Here is a 22,954-nt window from a genome sequence, read left to right on the forward strand (position 1 = left end):
CTAGTACCGGATGCGCGGGTCGAGCACCGCGTAGAAAATGTCGATCAGGATGTTCATCAGGAAGATCGCGACCGCCGTCACGAAGATCGCCGCGAGGACGACGGTGAAGTCGCGCTGAAGGATCGAGTCGATCATCAGCTTGCCGACACCCGGGAAGCCGAAGATCGTCTCGACGATCACCGCGCCGTTCAGAAGCCCTGCCGCTTGGTCGCCGATCACCGTGATGACGGGCAGCATCGCGTTCCGCAGGGCGTGGACGAAGATGATGGGGCGGTTCCGCACCCCCTTGGCGCGGGCCGTCTTGACGTAGGCCGAGCTCAACGTCGAGATCATCGACCCCCGCACCACCTGAAGGATCAGGCCGAACGGCCGGATGAACAGGACCGAGACGGGCAGGATCCAGTGCCACACGGTCCCCGTCCCCGAGGTCGGCACCCACCCGAGCGACACCGAGAAGACGACGATGGCGACGATGGCGATCCAGAAATCGGGTGCGCTGGCGCCGATCAACGAGAAGAACGTGGCAATGCGGTCGAAGATGCCTCCGACGCGGAAGGCGGCGAGCGATCCCACGACGATCGCGGCGACGGTGACCAGCGTCATGGTGATGAGCGCCAGCCACAGCGTCCACTGGAAGGCGCGCAGGACGGCGTCGAGCGCGGGCTCGCCGCGCCGGACCGACATGCCGAAGTCGAAACGGATGAGGTCGCCGGCGTAACGGAAGAACTGGACGATCAGCGGATCGTTGAGGCCGTTTATCTCGCGAAAGCGCTCGCGGCTTTCCAGCGAGGCATCGACCGGCAGGTAGAGGTTGGTCGGATCACCCGTCAATCGCGACAGGAAGAAAACGAGGATCACGAGGCCGATAAGGGAGATGGCACTGGCGACGGCACGTTTTCCAAGGAAGGATAGCATGGCTGCCCCCGGTTCCGGCGTTCCGGGGGCGGCAGGACGCCGCCCCCGGTGCTGGCGTCACTTGAACTTGATCTGCGACAGTTGCAGCTCGGAGTTCGTGCGGATCGTCGGCTCGAAGTCGAGCTTGTCGCTGACCCGGGTGAAGCCCACCATGTGCCAGAGGAAGACGTCCGCCACGACATCGTTGAAGATGTAAGCGAATGTGTCCTTCCAGAGCGCCTCGCGTTCGTCACCCGTGGCCGCCGTCGCGGCGGCGATCATCTCGTCGAGCTTCGGATCGGAGATACCCGACTGCACGCCGTCCGAGGCGTACTTGAAGAACATCGAGAAGACCGGGTCGCCGTTGGCGTTGTCGTGCTGTGCGTTGACCATGATCGGCCCTTTGCCCTCGACGAAGGGCTTCGAGTAGTACTCGTTCCACTCCGCCGTCTCGACCATGTTCAGCGTGACGTTGAAGCCCGCGTCCTGCCACATGGCGACCAGCGCCTCCATCGTCTCGGTGACGTTGGCATAGTTCTCCAGCCGTCCGATCACGAGGATCTCGGTGTCGACCGGAACGCCGTCCGCCTTGGCCTCCTCGAGCAGCGCCTTGGCCTTTTCGAGGTCATAGGGATAGGGCTGGAGGTCGGTGTTGTAGCCGATGGTCGACGGCGGGACCATGCCGGTGGCCAGAAGCGTGCCGTTGGCGAGGATGGTGCCGACGAAGGCTTCCTTGTCCACGGCGTAGTTCAGCGCCTGCCGCACCCGCACGTCGTCGAGCGGCGGGGTCGCCGTTTCGAGACGCATGTAGACGGTCTCCGAGTTCGGGTAGCTGTAGTCGGTCGCCTCATTGGTGGCGTCCTGCACCGCGATGTTCGGTGCGATATCGGCTTCGCCGGCCTCGACCATCGCCGCGCGGACAGCACTTTCCGAGCGGAAAAGGTAGGTCGCGTTCTTGATGGTCGGAGCTTCGCCCCAATAGTCGTCGCGGACGGAAAGCTTGATGTTCTCGCCGCGATTGTATTCGTCGAAGGTATAGGGCCCGGTGCCGATCGGCTGATCGACGAAGGCGTCGGGATTGGCTTCCGACGGCAGCACCGTCAGGGTCGACATCAGCAGCGGCAGGATCGGCTGCGCCGGGTCCGACGTGATCTCGATGGTGGTATCGTCGATCACGTTCGTCGTCAGCGTCATGCCGCCATAGTACTTGGCGCCGATTTCGCAGACGAACTTGTCGGACTTGTTCCGCTCGAGCGAGAACACGACGTCTCCCGCGTCGAAGGCGGTGCCGTCCGAGAAGGTCACGCCCTCACGCAGGTTGAAGCGCCATGTGCCGTTGCCCATGTCCTCCCAGCTTTCCGCCAGGCGAGGTTCGAGCCCGGTGCCGGGCACCAGCTCGGTCAGCGTCTCGGAGACGTTCTGCAGGATGACGCGTCCGATGTTCGACTTGGATGCCATGCAGGGCTCGACGTTTTCGAGCTCCTCCGAAAGCACGATGGTGACGGAGTCCTGCGCATGGGCCGCAAAACCTGCGGTCGTGGCCATCAGGATCGCGGCAACACGAGTAAATCTTTGGGTCATCTGGTTCCTCCCTTGTCCAAAGTGTCGGCTGCTTGTCCTCCCGCCGCCGTCACCGTCCGGTGCCATTTCTGGTTCCGATCGGCCTCGACTGTACGGGCGGCGCTCTTGATTGTCATTCCAATCTTGGATTGAAATGATACAAGACTTGTATCGCTGATCGACCGGAGGCACGCATGGCGACCGGCCATTTCGAATTCTTCCAGCTTCGGTGTTTCGTCGCCGTCGCCGAGGAGCTGAACTTCAGCCGCGCGGCCGAGCGTATGAACATGACACAGCCGCCACTGTCGCGGCAGATCAAGCTTCTCGAGCACGCGCTCGGCCTTCAGCTTTTCGAGCGGACGAACCGCCAGGTCAGCCTGACGCAGGCAGGCGCGACGTTTCTCGTCAACGCCACGGACATCCTGCAACGGGCGGAATACGCCGCGCTGTCGGCGAAGCAGGCCGAGCGGGGCGAGGTGGGCGCCATCGCCATGGGTTTCGTGCCGTCGGCCGCGCTCGAATTCGTCCCCCGCATCGTCAGCGCGCTGCACAAGGCGCTGCCCGGGGTGACGTTCAACCCGACCGAGATGATGAGCTACGAGATCGTCGAGGCCCTGAACAGCGGCCAGATCGATCTGGGCCTCACCCGCTCGTCCGGCCGCCAGACCGACCTCGAAAGCGTCCGCGTCATCAGCGAAACCTTCGTCCTGGCGACGCCCTCGGGCCATCCCCTTGCGAAAAAGGACCGCCCGAGCCTCGCGGACCTCGACGGCCTCGACTTCGTCGCCTACTCGACCGAGCGCGGCGGCTTCGTGCGCGAGATGCAGAACGCTCTCTTCGCCGGCGCGGACGTGTCGCCGCGCGTGGCGCTCGACGTCAGCCAGACGCATTCCGTCGTCGCTCTGGTCAATCGCGGCATCGGCGTAGCCTTCGTGCCGAGTTCGACGCAGGCGATGCGGATGGCGAATGTCGTCTATCGCCCCGTCGATTTGCCGGACTGGTTCCGCTCCGAGCTTTACCTCATCGCCGGGCACAGGCGCCGCGCCGCGCTTCATACTCGGGTGCGGGACATCATCCTCGATGCGCTCGGCGCCTACGCGCCTCATGTGCCGGACTAGGCTCATATTTCTCGGTCCCGCCTGTTGCGCGCGCTGCGCGCCATCAGAAGGGTCGCCGCGAAGATCACGCTGCCGCCGATCCACGTCGTCACCGGCACGGTCTGCCCGAACAGCGCGAAGGCAAGGCCAGCGACGATCGGAAGACGCAGGAAGTCGATTGGGACGAGAAGCGACGCCTCGGCCAGCGAGAAGGCCCGCGTGACCAGCGCCATGTTGATGGCGCCCAGGACGCCCTGAATCGACAGAAGCATCCATTCGACCGCCGTCGGCGTTGCCCAGACGAAGGCTGCGGGCACGATGGCGATGGGGACCGTCACCAGAAGGTTCCATGCGACCAGCGTTTCGGTCCTGTCGCGTCCCGACATGGGCTTCAGGATCAGTTGAATGACCGCCGTCAGGAGCGCGCCCACCAGCGCGAAGGCGAGCCCGGTCGAGATGCCGCCGCCCTGCAGGGGCCGGATGACGAGAACCACGCCCACAAACCCGACGAGCACCGCGAACACGCGCAATGCGCGCGGCTTCTCGGACAGGAAGAACCAGGCGCCGATGGTCACGAATATCGGGGCGGTAAAGGCGATGGCGGTCACATCGGCAAGGGGCGCCGAGGCGAAAGCGATGAAGAAGGCGATCAGGGACAAAAGCTTCAGGGCGGCACGGAAGACATGCAGGAAGCGGAAGTTCGACGTAAGGATGTCCGGATGCGCCAGGATATATGGCAGGAACACAAGGCAGCCGAACAGCGCGCGGGTGAAGGCGATGATGAACGGATGCACTCCGGGAGAAAGCTGGCGTACGATCACCGCGTCGATCGCGCTCAGCACGGCGACGCACAGCATGAGAGCGACGCCGATCAGCGCGGCGCGCTCGGTTCCATCGGACGACACCCCTGTTGCCATGCAGGCTCCCATCTGTGCCGAGAGGCACTTGGCCCGACTGTCCGTCCGTGGCGCAGATTTGTCAAATTTAATGCGGACGAAAGCGGCACTAAAAACTGTCATCGAAATTATAAATTTTGTTTCAGATAGTTAACGCTTGGATAGCCTTTACACTTCGTCCAAAGTTCCCATATCAAGTTGACAACTTGATGTTGTGCGCCCAGATTTTGAGCGCCAGTCAAGCTGCCGGGGAGCCTCGAATCGATGTCCGTCCTTTCGCCCGAGATGATCGCAGACCGGATGAACGGCAGGCTCGTCGCGACGGCCGAGGGGCGTGAGGAGGCCTTGCTTCCCTCGCCCTGCATACAGAATCATGCGGCCTTCCTGTCGCACGGCAAGGACGCGCTTCACTGTCTCTGGTTCGGCGGGTCGCTTGAGGGCAAGTCCGACATCTCGATCTGGCGTTCGACGCTGCGCGACGGGCTGTGGAGCCCGGCGGAGCAGATCTCGGACGATCCCGCGCGATCCGAACAGAACCCGGTGCAGTTCGACGCACCCGACGGTCGGCGGCTGATCCTTCACACCGCGCAGGAAGGCGGCAACCAGGACGCCTGTCTCGTGCGGATGCGCGAGGCCGGAGCGGCGCCCGTCGACCTCGATCTGCCCAAGGGCACCTTCATCCGGGGCCCCATCCGCGTGCGCGGCGATGGCGCCTGGCTTCTGCCCCTTTTCCGCTGTGTGCCCCGTCCCGGCGAGCGCTGGACCGGAAGTCATGACACGGCCGCAGTCGCGATCTCGACCGACGCCGGCACCACGTGGCGCGAGGTCGAGGTGCCCGACTCCATCGGCTCGGTCCACATGACTCTCGTTCCGCTTGGTGGCGACCGCTTCGCGGCCTTCTATCGTCGAAGGCAGGCCGATTTCGTTCACCGTAGCGAAAGCGACGACGGTGGCGAAACCTGGAGCGCGCCCAAGCCGACCGACGTGCCCAACAACAATTCCTCGCTCTCGGCCATCGCGCTGTCCGACGGACGCGTCGCCATGGCCTGCAACCCGGCAAATGCCGAAATGCACCCCGACGCCCGGCGCGCCTCGCTCTACGACGAACTCGGCGAAGGCGACGACCGGCCGAACGCGTCGGGCGGCTGCAAGCCGATCTGGGGTGTGCCTCGCGCCCCCATGACGCTCTGCTTTTCCACGGATGGCGGCCGGACCTTCCCCAAGCGCATCCTCGTCGAGGACGGCTCGGGAACCTGCCTCACCAACAACTCGGTCGACGGGCAGAACCACGAGATGTCCTATCCGTCTCTGGTCGAAGGACCGGAAGGCACACTCGACCTCGCCTACACGTACTTCCGCCGCGCCATAAAACACGTCCGCATGACGCGGGCCTGGCTGGACGCGCAATGATCGGCATCACCCTCGGCGACCCCGCAGGCGTCGGTCCCGAGATCACGCTGAAGGCCGTCGCGGCCATGAGCGAGGGCGAGCGCGCGCAAACGCGCATTTTCGGCTGCCGTAAGACGCTCGAGGCTGCCGAGGCTGTGGTCCGCACCGGCCTGCGCCCCGGCATCGATGTGGCCCTCACCGACCTGCCCGTCGCGAGCGCGCCCCTGCCCTTCGGCAAGGAAGACGCGCGCGCGGGCGACGCCGCCTTCCGCTTCGTCGAGGCCGCCGTCCGCGCCGCCGAGGCCGGAGAAATCGGCTGCATCGTGACCGCGCCCCTCAACAAGGCCGCGCTTAACGCCGCCGGTCACCATTACGACGGGCATACCGGGATGCTGGCCGCTCTGACGGGCCAGAAGAAGGCCTGGATGATCCTCGCCTCGGACCGCCTGAAGGTCATCCACAACTCGACCCACGTCAGCCTGCGCGACGCCATTGACCGCGCCACGACCGAGTCCGTCCTCCAGACGATCCGGGTCGGGCACGAGCACCTCAGACGCCTCGGCCTCGAGGCTCCGCGGATCGCGGTCGCGGGGATCAATCCACACTGCGGTGAAGGCGGCCTGTTCGGAACCGAAGATGCCGACCAACTCGCCCCCGCCGTCGAACGCGCGCGGGCCGAGGGCATCGACGCCCACGGCCCCATCGCCGGCGACACCGTCTTTCACCGCGCCTACACGGGGCAGTTCGACCTCGTCGTCGCGCAGTACCACGACCAGGGGCATATCCCGATCAAGCTCGTCGCCTTCGATACGGCGGTGAACGTCTCGCTCGGCCTGCCGATCGACCGCACCTCGGTCGACCACGGCACCGCCTTCGACATCGCGGGCAAGGGCATCGCGGATCACGGAAACATGGAGAAGGCCATCGCCTATGCCCGGCGACTGGCCACGGGGAGAAAGACGTGAAGCACGCGATCCACGGCGTCCACTCGGCTGCCGCCACACCTGTCACCGGGGACGGCACGCCGGACCTGAAGCTTTTCGGCGACCATTGCCGCCGCCTCCTCGAAGACGGCTGCCACGGCATCGCGATGCTGGGGACCACCGGCGAGGCGAACAGCTTCGGCGTCAGGCAGCGCATCGACCTCGTCGAGGCCGCCATCGCGGGCGGCACACCGGCGAACGCGCTTCTGCCCGGCACGTCGACACCGGCGGTCGCCGACACCGTCGAGCTGACCCGTCACGCTGTGCAGTCAGGAGCTAAAGGCGTCGTGATGTTGCCGCCCTACTACTACAAGGGCGTCAGCGACGAAGGGCTGTTCCGCTTTTACGCCCGCGTTATCGAAGCCGTCGCCGACGACCGGCTCAGGATCGTGCTCTATCACATCCCGCAGGTCAGCCAGATCCCGCTGTCGCACGCTCTGATCGGCCGCTTGCTGGAGGCATTCCCCGGCATCGTCACCGGCATCAAGGACAGCTCCGGCGACATGAACAACATGCGCGCCATGTGCGAGACATTCCCGGCGCTCGGTGTCCTCGCGGGCGCAGACCCTCTGATGCTGCCGCTCCTCAGGTTGGGAGGCGCGGGCTGCATCACTGCGACATCGAACGTCCGCGCCGATGCGCTTCGCATCGTCTGGGACGGCTGGAACGATCCCGCCAAGACCGAACAGGTCGAGGCCGCGCAGGCCCGGATCGACGAGTGGCGGACGCTCTCGAACAAGTACGTCCAGCTTCCGACGATCAAGACGATGCTCGCGAAGCGTCGTGGAGACATGGCGTGGCTGAACCTCATGCCGCCGCTGGTCGAACTGCCTGAAGCCGAGCGGAACGATATCTGGGCCCAGATGGACCGCCTCGGCGGCTGAGGATCCGACATGAACAGCCCCCGTCCGATCACCCTGCACCTGCCGAAGCGGATCGAGATCGGCTCGGGCGCGGCCGCTCGCCTTGGCACATGGGCGGCAGGCATGTCACGCATCCTCGTGATCGCGCAGCCGGTGACGCGTGCCATGGTCGGCCGCCTGGGTCTGTCGGGCACGGTCACCGTCTTCGACGGCGTGCAGCCCGAACCGAAGGACACCGACCTTGAAGCGGCGCTCGAGGTGGCGCGTCAGGTGCGGCCAGACCTGGTGGTGGGCCTCGGCGGCGGATCGGTGATGGACGTGGCGAAGCTCGTCTCGGTCCTGTGGAACAGCGATCAGACGCTGGACGACGTCGCGGGACCCGACAAGGTGGCGAGCAAATGCGCCGCACTTGCGCAGGTCGCGACCACCGCGGGAACGGGATCGGAAGGCGGCATTCGCGCTCTGGTGACTTCGACGCGGACAGGGATGAAGGTCGCCGTGGAAAGCCCTCATATGGCGGCTGATATCGCGATCCTGGATCCGGATCTGACGATGAGCGTGCCCTCCGCAGTGACGGCAGCCACGGGTGTCGACGCCCTGGCGCACGCGGTCGAGGCCTTCACGAATGTTCGCGCCCATCCCCTCATCGACGACTATGCGAGGATGGGCATTCGGCTTGCAGGTAGGTTCCTGCGGCGCGCGGTCGAGGATGGCTCGGACGCCGAGGCGCGCGAGGGGATGCTGCTCTCCTCGTTCTATGGCGGCTTGTGCCTCGGACCCGTCAACACGGCCGCCGGGCACGCCCTCGCCTATCCCCTCGGCACCCGTGCGGGCATCCCCCACGGTTTGAGCGTGGCGCTTCTCTTCCCGGACGTTCTGGCCTTCAATGCCCCGGCGCGACCGGAAAAGACCGCCGAGGTGCTGGACGCTCTCGGGCTTCCGGCCTCGGTCGATCCGGAGACGGTTCGCGCGTCTGTCCGGGCGTTCTGCCAAGCCCTTGGCATCGACATGTCGATGGCGGCACACGGCGTGCGAGAGGATCAGCTTGGCGACTGGGCCATCGAGGCGCATGGCATCCGTCGCCTGATGGACAACAACCCGCGCGACATGAGCGTCGCGGACGTCGAGGCGATCTACCGCGCCACCCTCTGATCAGAAGACATAGGCGTAGACCAGCACCCAGGCCGAGAGCAGGACGAGGCAGGTGAGAGTGAAGAGGCCGTTCCACCTCAGCCCCACGCTCCAGGCGGACACGCCGGCATGGTGCGCCAGAAGAAGCTGCGTCGCGGTGAAGGGCGAACTCGCGCCGCTGATCGCCCATCCTGCGGTCAGGGCGACCACCACCGCCGTCGGGCTGACGCCAAGCGTCTCGGCGGAGGGGATGAACGGACCGATGAGGGTGACGGCAAGGATGGGGTTCATGGCGAGCTGACCCAGAACCGGAATGATCCACACGAAGCCGACCAGAAGGACCCATGTCGGCAGGAGCGAGAGATCGAGTCCGAGGTCGTTCAGGACCGGCGCCAGCACGGCCGCACCGACGGTCCCGATGTAGCCCGCCATCATGATGAGTGTCATCTCGCCCGAGAACGCCGGAAGCTCCTCGAAGAAATAGGTCTTGTAGCGGCGACCGACCGACTGCAACGGGCGGTCGTGCCGGTGCTGGAGAAGCATCCAGCCGGTCGCCATCGCAGGCACGATGACCGTCACAAGCCCCACGATGCGCACGCTTGTCAGCTCGTGAAGCGTCCCCACGCTGACGACGAGGATCGCCAGGAGGAGAGCCAGCGGCGCCATCGTCGCCCAGCTTCCCTCCGGCGGCGCGCTTCTCGTCGGGCGGGACGACGAGACCTTCGGTTTGAAGATCGTGTCGAGCGCCCATCCCGTCCCCGCCGCGATGAGGCCGGTGACCATCGAGGGCAACAGGATACCTGCCCAGGACGTGCCGGGCACCGTCGCCGTCGAGATCGCGACGGCGAAGGACAGCGGAGACCACGGCAGGGTCGAGATCAGTCCACGCTCGATCGCCAGAAGCATCCGCCGCATCCGGATCGCGCGGATCTCGGGGTTCTGCTCCTCGGCCGCGCTGCTCACAGCCATGGCACCGAGAAGCTGAAGCGAGCCATAGTTGAGAAGGAGCGTGAACGCCTGTCCCCCCGCCGTCAGGGCAAGATATCTTCGCCCCGGCGGCTGACCTGCAAGAAAGCGTCCCGCGCGCCGGATCGCCGGAGAGGTCTGCGCGGCCGACTTGAGGATCGTCAGCGCCGTGAAGAAGGCCGCGATGAAGGCGGTGGTGTCGAGGGCGGCAAGGACCGTCGTCCTCCAGGCCGGGTTCGTGGCGGCAAGGAAGACAGTCAGAAGAGCGGCGAAGATGATGAAGGCTTTCCGCGACGCACGGACCTGCGGCAGGTAGACCGCGATCAGAGCAAGCGTCACCGCCGGCTTCGCGTCGAGCGCCCAGGTGGCAAGACCCCATTCGTCGCAGATCACGAGGCCCGTAACCACGAAGAGAAGAATGCCGATGGTTCTGCCGCCCCAGCTTCGCGTCATCCTCGCGGACGACCTACGAACAGGCGGTCGCGCGAGCCGATAAGGTGCTGGCGCATCAGCCTCCGCGCAGCGTCGGGCTGGTGGTCACGGATCGCGTCGTGGATCGCCGCGTGTTCTTCGAAGACCTGCGCCAGCCCGTCGGGCGACGCTTTCAGTGACTGGCCGTGGAACTGCATGCCGACGCCGATGTGGTCGGCCAACGCTTCAAGAGCGGTCACGAAGTACCTGTTGTCGCTCGCCCTTGCGATGGCGCCGTGAAAGGCGAAATCGGCATCCTCGCGGTGCCGCTGCCGCGCAGTGGCGTCCCGCATCAAGTCCAGCGCCTCGGCGATATCGGCGAGGGCCGAGGCGCTTCGGCGCTCGGCGGCGGCGGCGGCGGCTTCGGGTTCGAGCGTAATACGGAACTCGTAGCAGCGCGACAGGTCGGCGATGCTTTCGAGCGTCCCGAACCCCAGAGGTTCGCGGAGGCCGATCTGACGGATGAATGTCCCCGCCCCTTGCCGCGAGTAGACAAAGCCCTGCTCGCGCAGACGCTGAAGCGCCTCCCGGATGACGGGCCGCGAAACCTGAAACTCGGCCGCGAGCGCATGTTCCGTCGGCAGCCTTTCGTCGGGACCGTAGGAGCCGGACTTGATCGACCGCATCAGACGGTCGAACACTATGTCGGCCAGGCTCTTGCGGTTGGCGGGCGGGACGCGCAGGTCCACGGGCTTGCGGTCGGACATGCTCATGCCTCCGTGACCACCGCACCCGCGACCAGGCGAAGCAGGCAGTCGACATCCCCGAAGCCGCCCGACTTCGTCACGATAGTCCGTCCGCCCCCTTCCGACACAGGCAGCCCGGGAAGCGCCTCGCCCTTCAACGACAGGACGTCGATGCCAAGGGCATCGAGACAGGCCTCTGCGGTCGCACCGCCCGAGACGATGATCGACCTCGCGCCGCCGAGCCAGGAAGCGGCGCCTTCGGCGAAACGGCGCGATGTCGTGCCGACGTCGTCGTCCCTGCCGCCGACGATCTGGAGAAGCGTCACCGGGGCGAGGGCACCGTCCGGCGCCAGTGGAACGCGGCCCGAGACGGCCCGGACATGCTGAACGCCCTCGCCATGCTGTGCGAGTTGCGCCACCTGCGACAGCGTGATCGGGTCGGTGGAGCCGATGGCGATGCAGACCGGCCCGGGGAGGCGCACCGGCGCGGGTGCAGCGACCACACCGAGGGAGGACGCAAGTGCCGAGGCAAGCCCCCTTGCACCCACGAGGACCGCACCCTCGCCCGCGAGTCGCAACACCTCCCGCATGTCGGAGGCTGTGACGGTGTCGGGGATGGCGGCGCGATCCGATGCCGCACCGAGAGCCTTGGAGACAGCCAGCGGCATGTCGATCCCGAAGCCCTCCAGATGACCGTTTCGCACGATCCGCCCGAACTCGGGGATGGCGGGCGCGACGATCATCTGCCGGTCTCCGAACGCCTCCAGCTCGGAGGCGACGTTGCCCTTCAGGCGCGAGTCGATCTTCTTGAACAACCGGAGGCCCTTCGGCAACTCCGCCAGAACGGCGGCGACCCTTCGCTGCGCCTCTTCCGGGTGGACCTCGCGCGAGCGGGTCGATACCGACACGACGCCGGAATTTGTTGCCAAGGCGGCCCCCAGCGTTTCGGGGCGCGTGGCGACGACGACGCCACCCGCAACCCCGGCGAAGGGCGCGGCCGCGTCGAGCGCGCCGGTCAGGTCATCGGCGATGATGGCGACTTGAAGCAAGCTCTCTCCAAAGGCGAATTTGTTCGCAGGGTAGAAGCAAAGGCTTGTTCGTCAATACTCTTCTCGGTCCAATCTGTTTACATATTGGAGCATCTCAAGCCATGAAGGTACCGCCGTTCGCGTTCAGCGTCTCGCCCGTCACGAAGCCCGAGGCGTCGGAGGCGAGAAACAGGATCGTATCGGCGATCTCGCTGGCCCGCCCCAGACGTCCAAGGGGAACATTCGCCATGACCTGCGCGCGATATCCGTCGTCCCATTCGGCGGTCATGTCCGTCTCGACGGGACCGGGGCAGACAGCGTTCACCCGTATCCCGTGCGGGGCCATTTCGCGGGCGAGGTGCATGGTGAGGTAATTCACGGCCGCCTTCGACGCGCCGTAGGCCGGAGCGGCATTGCGGTGCGCCGTCTTCGCGGCGGTGGAACTGACGTTGACGATCCGTCCCGACCGCGCGGCGATCATGGCAGGAAGCACGGCCCGGCAGGCGTGAAGCGTGCCGTTGAGGTTGACGTTCATGACGCGCTGCCAATCCTCGAGCGCCATGTCGAGAGTGCCCGAACGCAGGTTCATCCCTGCATTGTTCACGAGGACGTCGATGCGCCCGAAGCGGTCAAGTGCCGTCTGCGCGAGCAGCGCGCTCACACCTGGATCGACGATGTCCCCGGCGACGGCGACGGCCCCATCCGCCCCTATCTCGGCCGCCAGCGACTCGACCCGCTCGAGGCCCGTCGCATGAACGATCACCTGTGCGCCTGCCCGGGCAAGCCGCAGCGCCGTCTCCCGCCCGATGCCTCGGCTTGCGCCCGTGACGATGGCCACCTGTCCGCCGAGCGTCATCTCTGGCCCGCCGCCCCGCGCACTTTGCTTCTCAGCATCCGTTCAAGCGTCCTGTTGCCGAAGGCCATGTGCTCCAGCAACGCGCCGAGACCGTGTCCGATGATGAGCAGGATGAAGGGCCAGCGCAGCCATTCGTGAAGCTCGGCGGCGATATCGCTTTTCAAAACCCAGGCAACGAGGCCGGTCATCGGCATGACGAGAATGAAGGCATAAAGGGCCACATGCGCCATCTTGCCGATGAGGACGATGGCGCGCGGTGCGGGCATGGACGGATCGGGCGGGCCGACGCTGAGGCGCACCGCGAGACGCCACACGGTGAGGATCAGGATCGCCGACCCGATCGCGATGTGTCCGAAGGCCAGCGCCTGCCCGATGAAGCCGTGCAGGGCCACGTCGCCGTCCATCCGCGCGTCGAAGGCGACCTCGATCGAGCCGTTCAGAAGAAGCTGCACGAGGACGAGCCCTGCGATGGCCCAGTGCAGCGCGATCTGGAGGGGGGTGTAGCCGTCTACCTCGGCGCGCGCCTCGGTCTCTTCCCGACCGTCTGACCCCTTTCGTCCAGCATCCGTTTCGTGCATGTTTTCCAGTATCCCGCCGCTGGCGCCCGCATCCCGACAGGACGGAGCGCGCCGTTCCGACTACCAAAGCCCCAGGTGCCCGTCATCGCAAGTCATCTTCATGCCTGGAGGCGAAATCCAAATCCCTGGCTCGGTCCGGCGACGCTTGCGCTTCTGGCGGGTTGCAATCCCGCGCAGAGCGTCCTGCACCCCGCCGGAGAGGACGCCGCCGAGATCGCTCGGCTGTTCTGGGTCATGGCCGTGGGGGCTGTCGTCATCTGGGCGGTTGTCTTCGGGGCGGCGGTCTTTGCCATCGTATCCCGACGAAAGCCGACCACCGAGCGGGGCGCCGACCTCGTCGTGCTGTTCGGCGGAGTCGTCTTCCCGACCGTGACGCTTGGCGCCCTTCTGGCCTACGGGCTGACGCTCCTGCCCGATTGGGGACCGGGAGAACCGCCCGACCTGCGCGTCCACGTCGAGGCCGAGCAATACTGGTGGCGCGTCCGCATCGAGGGGCCGGACGGCGCGATGATCGAGACCGCGAACGAGGTCGTCCTGCCAGCGGGCGCCGAGGTCGATTTCCACCTGACCAGTCCCGACGTGATACACTCGTTCTGGATCCCGCCCCTCGGCGGCAAGATGGACACAATTCCCGGGCGCGAGAACGTGCTGAGGCTGCGTCCGACGACGCCCGGCCTCTATCGCGGCATCTGCGCCGAGTTCTGCGGCGCGAGCCATGCCTTCATGGCCTTCGAGGCACGGGTCGTCCCGCCCGAGGACTTCACCGCCTATCTCGCCGCCCAGGCCGAGCCGGCGAGCGGCGACGCGTCCGCCTTCGTCGCGGCGGGGTGCGGTGGCTGCCATACGGTGCGGGGCGTCGTCGAGCTTGGCGCGACCGGACCCGACCTGACCCATTTCGCCAGCCGCGCGACCATCGCCGGTATCCTAGACAACACGTCCGAGATCCTGCGGGAGTGGATCGCCCATCCCGTGGCGTTCAAGCCCGACGCGCGGATGCCCTCCTACGACATGCTCACGGACGACCAGATGGACGCGATCCTCGCTTTCCTCGGAGGGCTGAAATGACCGACGCCGCGACCCGCGAGGCGCAGGAGCGGCGCCTCGAGAAGACCTGGGAGACGCCGAAAGGATTCGCCTACTGGTCGGACGTGAACAACACCTCGGTCGGCATCTGGTACATCGTCACCGCCTTCGCCTTCATGCTGTTCGGCGGCGTCCTTGCCCTGATCATCCGTGCCCAACTCGCCGTGCCTGAGGCCGGTCTCGTCTCGGCCGACACCTACAATCAGGTGTTCACGCTCCACGGCACGGTGATGATGTTCCTCTTCGCCGTGCCGATCTTCGAGGCCGTGGCCATCCTGATCCTGCCCGCGATGCTGGGCGCGCGAGACCTGCCGTTTCCGCGCCTGTCCGCCTTCGGCTACTGGTGCTTCCTGATCGGCGGCGTCTTCGTCTGCGGCTCGATCTTCTTCGGCATCGCCCCCGACGGGGGATGGTTCATGTACCCCCCGCTCGCCACCGAGCAGGCAGGGATCGGCGCCGACATCTGGCTTCTGGGCCTGTCGTTCATCGAGGTCGCCTCCATCGCCGCCGCGGTCGAGCTGATCGTCGGCGTCCTGAAGTGCCGGGCGCCGGGGATGCACATCAACCTCACGCCGCTCTACGGCTGGTACGTCCTCGTCGTCGGAGGGATGATCCTCTTCGCCTTCCCGCCGCTGATCGCGGGCGACCTTCTCTTCGAACTCGAGCGCCTGCTGGACTGGCCGTTCTTTGACATCACCCGAGGCGGCGACCCACTGCTCTGGCAGCACCTCTTCTGGATCTTCGGGCACCCCGAGGTCTACATCATCTTCCTGCCCGCCATCGCCCTTCTCGCGATGATCATCCCCACGTTCTCGGGCCGTCCCATCGTGGGCTATTCGTGGATCGTTCTGTCGGCGCTCGGCACCGGGTTCCTCAGCTTCGGGCTCTGGGTCCACCACATGTTCACGACGGGCCTGCCGTCGATCTCGCTCGGATTCTTCTCGGCAGCCTCCGAGGCCGTGGCGATCCCGACGGGCATTCAGCTTTTCGCCTTCATCGGGACAGTGATGCTGGGTCGCGCCCAGCGGTCGGTGCCGATGATCTTCTGCCTCGGCGCGCTCGCCACCTTCGTCGCGGGCGGTCTGACCGGCGTGATGGTCGCCGTGGCGCCCTTCGATTTCCAGGTCCACGATACCTATTTCATCGTGGCTCACCTGCACTACACGCTGATCGGCGGCATGCTGTTTCCCACGCTGGCGGGCGTTCACTACTACTTCCCCTTCTTCAGCGGCCGCCTTCTGTCCAGGCGTCTCGGCATCTGGTCCTTCTGGCTGATGTTCACGGGCTTCAACGTGGCCTTCCTGCCCATGCACCTGACGGGGCTTCTGGGGATGCCGCGCCGGGTGTTCACTTACGGGGCCGACCGGGGGTGGAGCGAACTCAACCTCGTCTCGACAGCCGGCGCCTTCCTTTTCGCCGCGGGGTTCCTGGTCTTCGTATGGAACTGCCTGAAGTCGTGGAAGTACGGCGAGGACGCGGGCCACAACCCCTGGAAGGCCGGCACCCTGGAGTGGCTGTCGCCCTCGCTCGACATCGGGATGCGCTCGATCCCCGACATCAGTCACCGCTATCCGCTCTGGGACGATCCCGACATCGTCCGCCGCAGCCTCGAAGCCGAGGGCTATCTGCCCGACGCCGAGGAAGGCAAGCGCGAGACGCTGGTGACGACGGTGCTGGACGCGACGCCGGTGCAGGTTCTGCGCGTTCCGGGGCCATCCTTTGTGCCCATGGTTGCCGCCGTGGGTCTGGGAGGGCTCTTCATCCTTTCGACCTTCCATTTCTACTGGACGGCGCTCGCCTCGGGGCTCCTCTACCTCGCGGCGCAAATCTGGTGGCTGTGGCACGGTGCGGCACCGATCCCCGAAAAGACCGAGAAGGACGTAGGCAATGGCCTCGTGCTGCCGCTTTACCGGTCGGGGCCGCAGGCGACGGGCTGGTGGGCCATGTTCATCACCATGACGGGCGACGCCACGGCCTTCCTCGCCCTCGTCTTCGGGTATTTCTTCTTCTGGACCGTCCACCCCGAGTTCCCTCCCGAGGGCAGCGTGACACCGGGCATGTTCTGGCCCGCGGCCGCGGGTCTTCTGACGGCACTTGCCTGGGGCCTGACCCTTGCCGCCCGGCTGAGGAACGCGGCCGGCGCGGTGACGACGGCACGGTTCCTTCTCGGGCTCTCGGTCGCCGCCACGCTGGCGGCGGCTGCGGCCTTCGCGCTCGGACCGCTCACCAGGGGGATGGACCCGACATCGCATTCCTATCCCGCCATCGTCGGCGCGCTGGTGCTCTGGGTCATGGCGCATCTGCTCGCGGGTGCCATCATGCAAGGCTATTGCCTCGCGCGGTCGCTGGCGGGGAAGATGACGCCGGACTACGACGCGGACATCTGGAACGTGACGCTCTACTGGCACTTCACGCTCTTCGCCGGCCTCGTCACGGCGGCGGTCATCGGCTTCGTCCCGGGCGCGCAATGAGCAAGGCAGCACCGCATAAGCGCCGGCGGGTCGAGACGGGCACCGACCTGTGCCAGGTGATCGCGGCACCCATCGTCTGGTCGCTTCACTTCCTCGCCTGCTATGTCTGGGCCGCCATTCACTGCGAGAAGGCGGGGAGGATGGCCGACCTCGACCCCGCGCGGACGGGCATCTTCGTCCTGACCGGCATTGCGCTTGCCCTCATCGGCTTCAACACCTTGCGGCTGTGGCGCATCCGGGCGCGAAGCCTGACGGACGACGACTTCGACTACGACCACGACACCCCCGAAGAGCGGCATCGCTTTCTCGGTCACGTCGCGCTGATGTTGTCGGTCCTGTCGGGGGTCGGCGTGATCTATGTCGCGATCCCCGCCGTGCTCGTGGGGACCTGCCGATGAGCGGCCTCCGCCCTGTCTGGCTGGTCCTTGGCGTGGCAAGCCTGCTTGCGCTCTGGGCCGGTCCTCTGCCCGGCATCGCCCGTGGTGGAAGCCATGCGGCGCACATGATCCTGCACATGGGTGTCGTCGCCGCCGCGATCCCGATGATCGCCCTCGGCCTTGCCCCCGCGCTGTCTGGTGGACGCCTCGCCGCCCGCGCGCCCGTCATCCTCGCCGCGGCCACCATGATCGATCTCGTCGTGGTCTGGGCGTGGCACCTGCCCGCGCTTCAGACCGCCGCACGCGCCAACGGCTGGATCCTGGCGCTGGAACAAGCGAGTTTCGCGCTGGCCGCCCTTTTCGTCTGGCTTCCCGCCCTGGCCGGTCCGGCGCTGGCGGGTGCCCTCGCGCTGTTCTTCACTGCGATGCACATGACGCTTCTTGGCGTGCTCATCGCCGTGTCGCCCGTTCTCCTCCACGGACACGAGGGGCACGGCGCCGGGATCTGGGGCCTCGACGCGATGCAGGACCAGGAGTTGGGCGGGATCGTCATGCTCGCCGTTTCGGGCAGCGTCTACCTTCTGGCCGGCCTCTGGCTGGCCGCCATGGGTCTGCGGCCGTCGGAGGCGCGGACGTGAAGCGGGGCGCGGTCATCGCGATTGGCGGGTCGGTGGCGCTCCTTGGTCTCGTGGCCATCCTCACAGCGGTTCGGCCCCCGCTTCAGACATTCGACAGGCTGCTCTCCGCCGCGCGGGGGCACGACATGCCTGCTTTCGTCGAAGGCGAGGACGACCTGGGAGTCCTGAGGCGCGCTGCGGTCCACTACGACCTCGTCTGTGCCGAGTGCCACGGCAGCCCGGCCGACCCCGAGCGCGGCCGCCATCTGGTCCTCGTGCCGCCCGCGCCACGCCTTCACGACCGGCTGACGGACTGGACGCCCGCGCTTCTCTACCGCGTCGTACACGACGGCGTGCCGGGGAGTGCCATGCCCGGATGGACCGCGCCGGGACGGTCGGACGAGGTCTGGGCCATGGTGGCCTTCCTTCTGCGCCTGCCGGGCCTTAACGCCGACGAGTACGCAAAAGTCGCAGCGATGGACACGGTGGCCCAGGACGACACCGTCGCAACCTGCGCCCGCTGCCATGTCCGCGATATCGACGCCGCGCCACGTCTCGGGATACAGTCGCCCGCCTACCTTGCCGACGCCCTGCGCGCCTTCCGCTCAGGCGCACGCAAGAGCGGCTTCATGCAGGAGGTGGCGACGGAACTCGACGCCGACGCCATCGAGGCGCTGGCCGGGCGTCTGTCAGGCAATGCGGTCGAGGTCTCGGCCGAGGGCGCTCCGGCCATCGCGACTGACGGGAACCCGGACCAGTCTGTCGGCGCCTGTCTCGGGTGCCACGGAAATGCGGCGTCTCCATCCTTCCCTCGCCTCGCGGGGCAGTACCGGAGCTACCTCGAAACCCAGCTTCACCTCTTCATGGAGGGCGACCCCGAGCGCGGCGGCGGCCCCTGGGTCGCGCTCATGCAGCACGCCTCGGGCGAGTTGACCGACGCCGAGATCGCCGACTTGGCCGACTGGTTCTCACGCCAATAGAGCGTCACTCTTCCGCGAGCGCCTGGGCGATCACGGCATCGCGTATCGGCGTCTCAACGGTCCGTTCTTCTCGTCCGAACAGAGGGGTTGGCGTGTCGACCCCGCCTCTCCGAGCCGGATGAATGCAACCGACTCGGCCCTTCGCGCATTGGGAGTCGCGAAAGGAGACCGTCATGGCATCGCGCGCGCTCTGGAAAGGTCAGCTACGCCTGTCGTTGGTGTCGATCCCGGTCGAGATCCATTCGGCGACCAAGACCGGCGCCCGGATCGAGTTCCGTCAGATTCACAAGGGGTCGGGGCAACGGGTCCGGTACGAGAAGACGGTGCCCGGCGTCGGTCCTGTCGATGCGGGTGAGATCATGAAGGGCTACGAGATCGGCAACGACGAATATCTCCTTCTCGAACCCGACGAGATCGACGCCATCAGGCTCGAGACGAAGAAGACGCTGGAACTGGTGCAATTCGTCGGCTCCTGCGAGATCCCGCCGCTTTACTTCGACAAGCCCTACTACGTCGTTCCGACCGACGACCTGGCCGAGGACGCCTATCGCGTCGTCCGGGACGCCCTCCGCGCCAGCGAAAAGACGGGGCTGGGGCAGCTCACGATGCGCGGCAAGGAATACCTCTGTGCGATCCGCCCCTGCGGCGACGGCCTGCTTCTCGAGACGCTGCACTATGCCGACGAGATCAAGGCGGCCGATCCGCTGTTCGCCTCCATTGAGGACGAGGAGGCGGACAAGGACCTTCTGGCGGTCGCAACCGAACTGATCGACCGAAAGACGGCGCCCTTCGATGCCGACGCCTTCAAGGATCACTACGATGTGGCCCTTCGCGAGTTGATCGAGGCCAAGCGCAAGAACCGCAAGACCCCGCGCGCCAGGACCGGACCCGACGCCAAGTCCGGTGGCGGCAAGAGCGGCGACAACGTCATCGACCTGATGGCGGCCCTGAAGGACAGCCTGAAGGCCGACAAGGGCAAGGCCGCGCCCAAGACGCCCGCCAAGGGGTCGCGGCGGAAGAAGGCCTGACGTGGCCCGGCTCGATCGATATCACGGGATGCGCGATTTCGCGGCGACGCCCGAGCCTGACGGTTCGGGCGTCTCGGCGACCGGTGGCCTGGCACCCGCCTATTCCATCCAGAACCACGACGCCACGCGGCTGCACTGGGACCTTCGACTGGAGTGGGATGGCGTTCTGCTGTCCTGGGCGATAACGCGGGGCCCCTCGCTAGATCCGGGCGAGAAGCGTCTGGCGGTTGAAACCGAGGACCACCCGCTCGACTACCTGACGTTCGAGGGCACGATCCCCGAGGGCAACTACGGCGCGGGCACCGTCATGCTCTGGGACATCGGACACTGGCAGCCGCTCATGGACGTCCAGAAAGGGTTGAAGAAAGGCCATCTGCACTTCGCGCTTCATGGCGAGCGGATGAGCGGAAAGTGGAACCTCGTGCGCATGAACCGCGAGGGTAAGCGCACGAACTGGCTTCTGATGAAGGAAGATGACGAGGCGGCGCACGCCCCCGACCCCGTCGAGCGCTACAAGACCAGCGTGGTCACGAACCGAGGCTTCGACGCCATCGCCAAGGACGAGGCGCCGGTACCGGTTGCGAAGCGAAAAGGCGTGACGCCGAAGTGGCGCGCGCCGCAACTCGCGACGCAGACCGACGCTCTCGGTGATCCCGGGTCGCGGTGGCACGAACTGAAGTTCGACGGCTATCGCGCCTTGTGCGCCGTCGGAAAGTCTGGCGTGCGCATCTTCTCGCGCAACGGGCACGACTGGACGGACCGTTTCGCGCCGCTCGTCCGCCCGCTGGAGCGTCTCGACTGCGACACGGCGCTGATCGACGCGGAGGTGACCGTCGGCGCGGGTCTTTACGGCTTCGGTGCGCTTCAGCGCGCGATTTCGGCGGGTGGGCCTTTCACGCTCAACGCCTTCGACCTTCTCTGGCTCGACGGCAAAAGCCTTGTGTCCCAGCCTCTTGACGCTCGACGCGACGCTCTGGAAGGTCTCTTCGACGACACACCGCCCCTTGGCCGGCTTCAACTCTCGCCCGTCCTGCGAGGCGATGCCGACGGCGCGTTCCAGTCGATCTGCGACACCGGCGGCGAGGGCCTGATCTCGAAGCGCATCGACGCCCCCTATCGCGGCGGACGCTCGACGGTCTGGCAGAAGATCAAGTGCATCAAACGCGACGAATTCGTCATCCTCGGCTGGCAGGCGTCCGACAAGCGCGGGCGGCCCTTCGCCTCGCTCCTCCTCGGTGTCGAGGATGCCGGGGGCTGGGTCTATGTCGGCAAGGTCGGCACCGGGTGGGACGGAGAGACTGCCGACGATCTTGCCGCGAAGCTGAAGCCGCTCGCCCGCAAGTCTGCGCCCGTGGACGTCGAGGCGGCGGAAGCGAAGGGGGTAACATGGGTGACGCCCCGCCTCGTCGCCGAGATCCGCTATGCCGAGACGACGGATCAGGGCCGCCTGCGTCACGCGACTTTCATCGGGCTGCGCGACGACAAGCCGCCAGCGCAGGTCGTGCGTCCCGCCGCGGCGCGCCTCGTGGCGAAGGACGCCATCACCGTTTCGGGCGTCGCCATCAGCTCGGCGGACCGGGTCGTCTTTCCGAAGCCCAAGGTCACGAAGGGCGACGTCGCGGACTACTACGCCCAGGTCGCCGAGCGGATGCTCCCGGACATGGCCGACCGGCCGCTGTCGCTGGTGCGGCTACCGGAGGGGCTGGGCGGAGAGTCGTTCTTCCAGAAGCACCGCGGCAAGGGCTTTCCCGACGCCATCCGATCTATCCCGATTCCCGAAAAGAACGGCGGTGTCGAGGACTACATGACCATCACGACGGCCGAAGGCCTTGTCGGCGCGGCTCAGGTCGGCACCATCGAGTTCCACATCTGGGGCTCGCGGCGGGACCGGCTCGAGCGCCCGGACCGCATGGTCTTCGACCTCGACCCCGATGAGGGTCTCGGGTTTGCCAAGGTGCGGAAGGCCGCCTTCGACGTGCGCGACAGGCTGGAAAGTCTCGGCCTGCCGTCCTGGCCCCTTCTGACCGGCGGCAAGGGAATTCACGTCGTTGTTCCCCTGCGCCGGACGGCGGACTGGCCGGCCGTCTCCCTCTTCGCCCGCACCTTCGCCGCGCATCTCGCCGCCGCTGAACCGAAGCGCTTCGTCGCCACCATGTCGAAGGCCAAACGCGAGGGGCGCATCTTCATCGACTGGATGCGCAACGAGAGAGGATCGACGGCCATCGCTCCGTGGTCGCTTCGGGCGAGGCCGGGCGCGCCCGTCGCAGTCCCCGTGACCTGGGACGAACTGCCTTCGTTCCGCCGTGCGAATGGCGTGTCGATCCGCGAGGCACTCGACCGCCCCGTGCCCGACCGGCCGGAACCCGCCACACTGAATGCCCGCGTCGTCGAGCGGCTTGAAGCCTGGGTCTCGGACCGATGACGGTCTCGCCGGCATCGTCCCGCCTTATCGACTGATCGGAGGAGAACCGCGTGACCGATGCCCTTCCTGACGGCCTGGAGACCCATGTCCGGAATAGCCGCGTCGCGATGACCGTGGGCGATACCCGGCTGCCCGACTGCCCCCTCGTCGCCGTGAACGAGCCCTTCTGCCGTATCACCGGCTATGGCCCGGACGAGATGCTGGGGCGCAATTGCCGCTTCCTGCAGCCCAATACCGGCGCGGGACCGGTGCGCGTGCGGATGCATGCCTTCGTCAACGATGGCAAGACGACCGACGCCCACTTCCTGATCCCGAACATCCGCAAGGACGGCTCGCGCTTTCTCAACCTGGTCTACATGTCGCGGCTAGTCTTTGCAGGCGAGGACGCACTGATCCTCGCCTCGCAGTTCGACGTCGGAGATGGCGACCGCGGCGACATCGAGGCCTACGCGGGGGCGCTGACACGCGACGTCCAGGCAATTGCCTCGGTCTTGCGGCCCACCCAGTGGAACCTACTTGCCAACTACAACATAATCGCCAACTCCAACGCGCTCATCGCGCGTCACAGGCTTTAGACA

The 22,954-nt window shown here is 66.5% G+C and carries 21 protein-coding genes; 13 read left to right on the top strand and 8 right to left on the bottom strand.

The window, feature by feature from the left end:
• Together EF888_RS15805 and EF888_RS15810 are read right to left on the bottom strand one after the other, a co-directional pair.
• A complete protein-coding gene (locus tag EF888_RS15805) occupies positions 1-915 on the bottom strand; it encodes an ABC transporter permease (RefSeq protein WP_109759890.1) in 915 nt (304 codons plus the stop codon).
• Positions 916-972: 57 nt separating this feature from the next.
• Complete coding sequence (locus EF888_RS15810) at positions 973-2,475, bottom strand: ABC transporter substrate-binding protein (RefSeq protein WP_206508343.1); 1,503 nt, start codon at positions 2,473-2,475, stop codon at positions 973-975.
• A 173-nt stretch (positions 2,476-2,648) separates the two neighbouring features.
• Between EF888_RS15810 and EF888_RS15815 the strand changes: the two genes are divergently transcribed.
• Positions 2,649-3,572: a LysR family transcriptional regulator gene (locus tag EF888_RS15815; RefSeq protein ID WP_109759889.1), complete on the top strand. Its 924-nt coding sequence runs from the start codon at positions 2,649-2,651 to the stop codon at positions 3,570-3,572.
• Positions 3,573-3,574: 2 nt separating this feature from the next.
• Here the strand turns inward: EF888_RS15815 and EF888_RS15820 are convergent, their stop codons facing one another.
• Positions 3,575-4,468, bottom strand: a complete 894-nt coding sequence (locus tag EF888_RS15820; protein ID WP_109759948.1) for a DMT family transporter — start codon at positions 4,466-4,468, stop codon at positions 3,575-3,577.
• A 243-nt stretch (positions 4,469-4,711) separates the two neighbouring features.
• Here EF888_RS15820 and EF888_RS15825 point away from each other — a divergent pair, with 243 nt between their 5' ends.
• From EF888_RS15825 to EF888_RS15840, 4 genes are read left to right on the top strand one after another with little or no spacing between them, the layout of a single operon-like run.
• Entirely contained in the window at positions 4,712-5,857 is a 1,146-nt protein-coding gene (locus tag EF888_RS15825) for a sialidase family protein (protein ID WP_109759888.1), read from the top strand.
• Entirely contained in the window at positions 5,854-6,801 is a 948-nt protein-coding gene (gene pdxA / locus EF888_RS15830) for a 4-hydroxythreonine-4-phosphate dehydrogenase PdxA (protein WP_109759887.1), read from the top strand. Before EF888_RS15825 ends, pdxA begins: the two co-directional genes overlap by 4 nt.
• The gene (locus EF888_RS15835) at positions 6,798-7,703 is read left to right on the top strand and encodes a dihydrodipicolinate synthase family protein (RefSeq protein WP_109759886.1); all 906 of its coding nucleotides are present in this window, start codon (positions 6,798-6,800) and stop codon (positions 7,701-7,703) included. The genes pdxA and EF888_RS15835 overlap by 4 nt, the downstream gene beginning before the upstream one ends.
• Before the next feature lie 9 nt (positions 7,704-7,712).
• A complete protein-coding gene (locus tag EF888_RS15840; RefSeq protein WP_109759885.1) occupies positions 7,713-8,834 on the top strand; it encodes an iron-containing alcohol dehydrogenase in 1,122 nt (373 codons plus the stop codon).
• Here the strand turns inward: EF888_RS15840 and EF888_RS15845 are convergent, their stop codons facing one another.
• The 5 genes from EF888_RS15845 to EF888_RS15865 form a co-directional block, all read right to left on the bottom strand.
• Positions 8,835-10,232 (bottom strand): hypothetical protein, encoded by a 1,398-nt coding sequence (locus EF888_RS15845; RefSeq protein WP_109759884.1) that lies wholly within the window; start codon positions 10,230-10,232, stop codon positions 8,835-8,837.
• The gene (locus tag EF888_RS15850) at positions 10,229-10,957 is read right to left on the bottom strand and encodes a FadR/GntR family transcriptional regulator (protein ID WP_109759883.1); all 729 of its coding nucleotides are present in this window, start codon (positions 10,955-10,957) and stop codon (positions 10,229-10,231) included. Before EF888_RS15850 ends, EF888_RS15845 begins: the two co-directional genes overlap by 4 nt.
• Positions 10,958-10,959: 2 nt before the next feature.
• Positions 10,960-11,985: a four-carbon acid sugar kinase family protein gene (locus EF888_RS15855; protein WP_109759882.1), complete on the bottom strand. Its 1,026-nt coding sequence runs from the start codon at positions 11,983-11,985 to the stop codon at positions 10,960-10,962.
• 94 nt (positions 11,986-12,079) lie between these two features.
• Positions 12,080-12,820 carry an SDR family NAD(P)-dependent oxidoreductase gene (locus EF888_RS15860; RefSeq protein WP_109759881.1) on the bottom strand — a complete coding sequence of 247 codons (741 nt, stop codon included), beginning with the start codon at positions 12,818-12,820 and terminating at the stop codon, positions 12,080-12,082.
• The gene (locus tag EF888_RS15865; RefSeq protein WP_109759880.1) at positions 12,817-13,398 is read right to left on the bottom strand and encodes a cytochrome b; all 582 of its coding nucleotides are present in this window, start codon (positions 13,396-13,398) and stop codon (positions 12,817-12,819) included. The genes EF888_RS15860 and EF888_RS15865 overlap by 4 nt, the downstream gene beginning before the upstream one ends.
• Before the next feature lie 75 nt (positions 13,399-13,473).
• On the opposite strand from EF888_RS15865, the gene coxB reads away from it, so the two are divergent.
• The 8 genes from coxB to EF888_RS15905 all read left to right on the top strand — a co-directional run bounded on the left by coxB (position 13,474) and on the right by EF888_RS15905 (position 22,951).
• Positions 13,474-14,463, top strand: a complete 990-nt coding sequence (gene coxB, locus EF888_RS15870) for a cytochrome c oxidase subunit II (RefSeq protein ID WP_241239697.1) — start codon at positions 13,474-13,476, stop codon at positions 14,461-14,463.
• Entirely contained in the window at positions 14,460-16,952 is a 2,493-nt protein-coding gene (ctaD, locus tag EF888_RS15875; protein ID WP_109759879.1) for a cytochrome c oxidase subunit I, read from the top strand. The genes coxB and ctaD overlap by 4 nt, the downstream gene beginning before the upstream one ends.
• Complete coding sequence (locus EF888_RS15880; protein ID WP_109759878.1) at positions 16,949-17,350, top strand: hypothetical protein; 402 nt, start codon at positions 16,949-16,951, stop codon at positions 17,348-17,350. The genes ctaD and EF888_RS15880 overlap by 4 nt, the downstream gene beginning before the upstream one ends.
• Positions 17,347-17,967, top strand: a complete 621-nt coding sequence (locus EF888_RS15885) for a cytochrome c oxidase assembly protein (protein ID WP_109759877.1) — start codon at positions 17,347-17,349, stop codon at positions 17,965-17,967. Before EF888_RS15880 ends, EF888_RS15885 begins: the two co-directional genes overlap by 4 nt.
• Positions 17,964-18,926, top strand: coding sequence for a c-type cytochrome (locus EF888_RS15890; protein ID WP_109759876.1), 963 nt, complete (start codon positions 17,964-17,966; stop codon positions 18,924-18,926). The genes EF888_RS15885 and EF888_RS15890 overlap by 4 nt, the downstream gene beginning before the upstream one ends.
• Positions 18,927-19,099: 173 nt before the next feature.
• On the top strand, positions 19,100-19,954 hold the full coding sequence (ku, locus tag EF888_RS15895; RefSeq protein ID WP_109759875.1) for a non-homologous end joining protein Ku: 855 nt from the start codon (positions 19,100-19,102) through the stop codon (positions 19,952-19,954).
• Position 19,955: 1 nt separating this feature from the next.
• Positions 19,956-22,376 (top strand): DNA ligase D, encoded by a 2,421-nt coding sequence (gene ligD / locus EF888_RS15900; protein WP_109759874.1) that lies wholly within the window; start codon positions 19,956-19,958, stop codon positions 22,374-22,376.
• A 50-nt stretch (positions 22,377-22,426) separates the two neighbouring features.
• Positions 22,427-22,951 (top strand): PAS domain-containing protein, encoded by a 525-nt coding sequence (locus EF888_RS15905; protein ID WP_109759873.1) that lies wholly within the window; start codon positions 22,427-22,429, stop codon positions 22,949-22,951.
• Positions 22,952-22,954: the final 3 nt, after the last annotated feature.

Origin of the sequence: Silicimonas algicola, from assembly GCF_003970735.1 — a bacterium.
GTDB lineage: Bacteria > Pseudomonadota > Alphaproteobacteria > Rhodobacterales > Rhodobacteraceae > Silicimonas > Silicimonas algicola.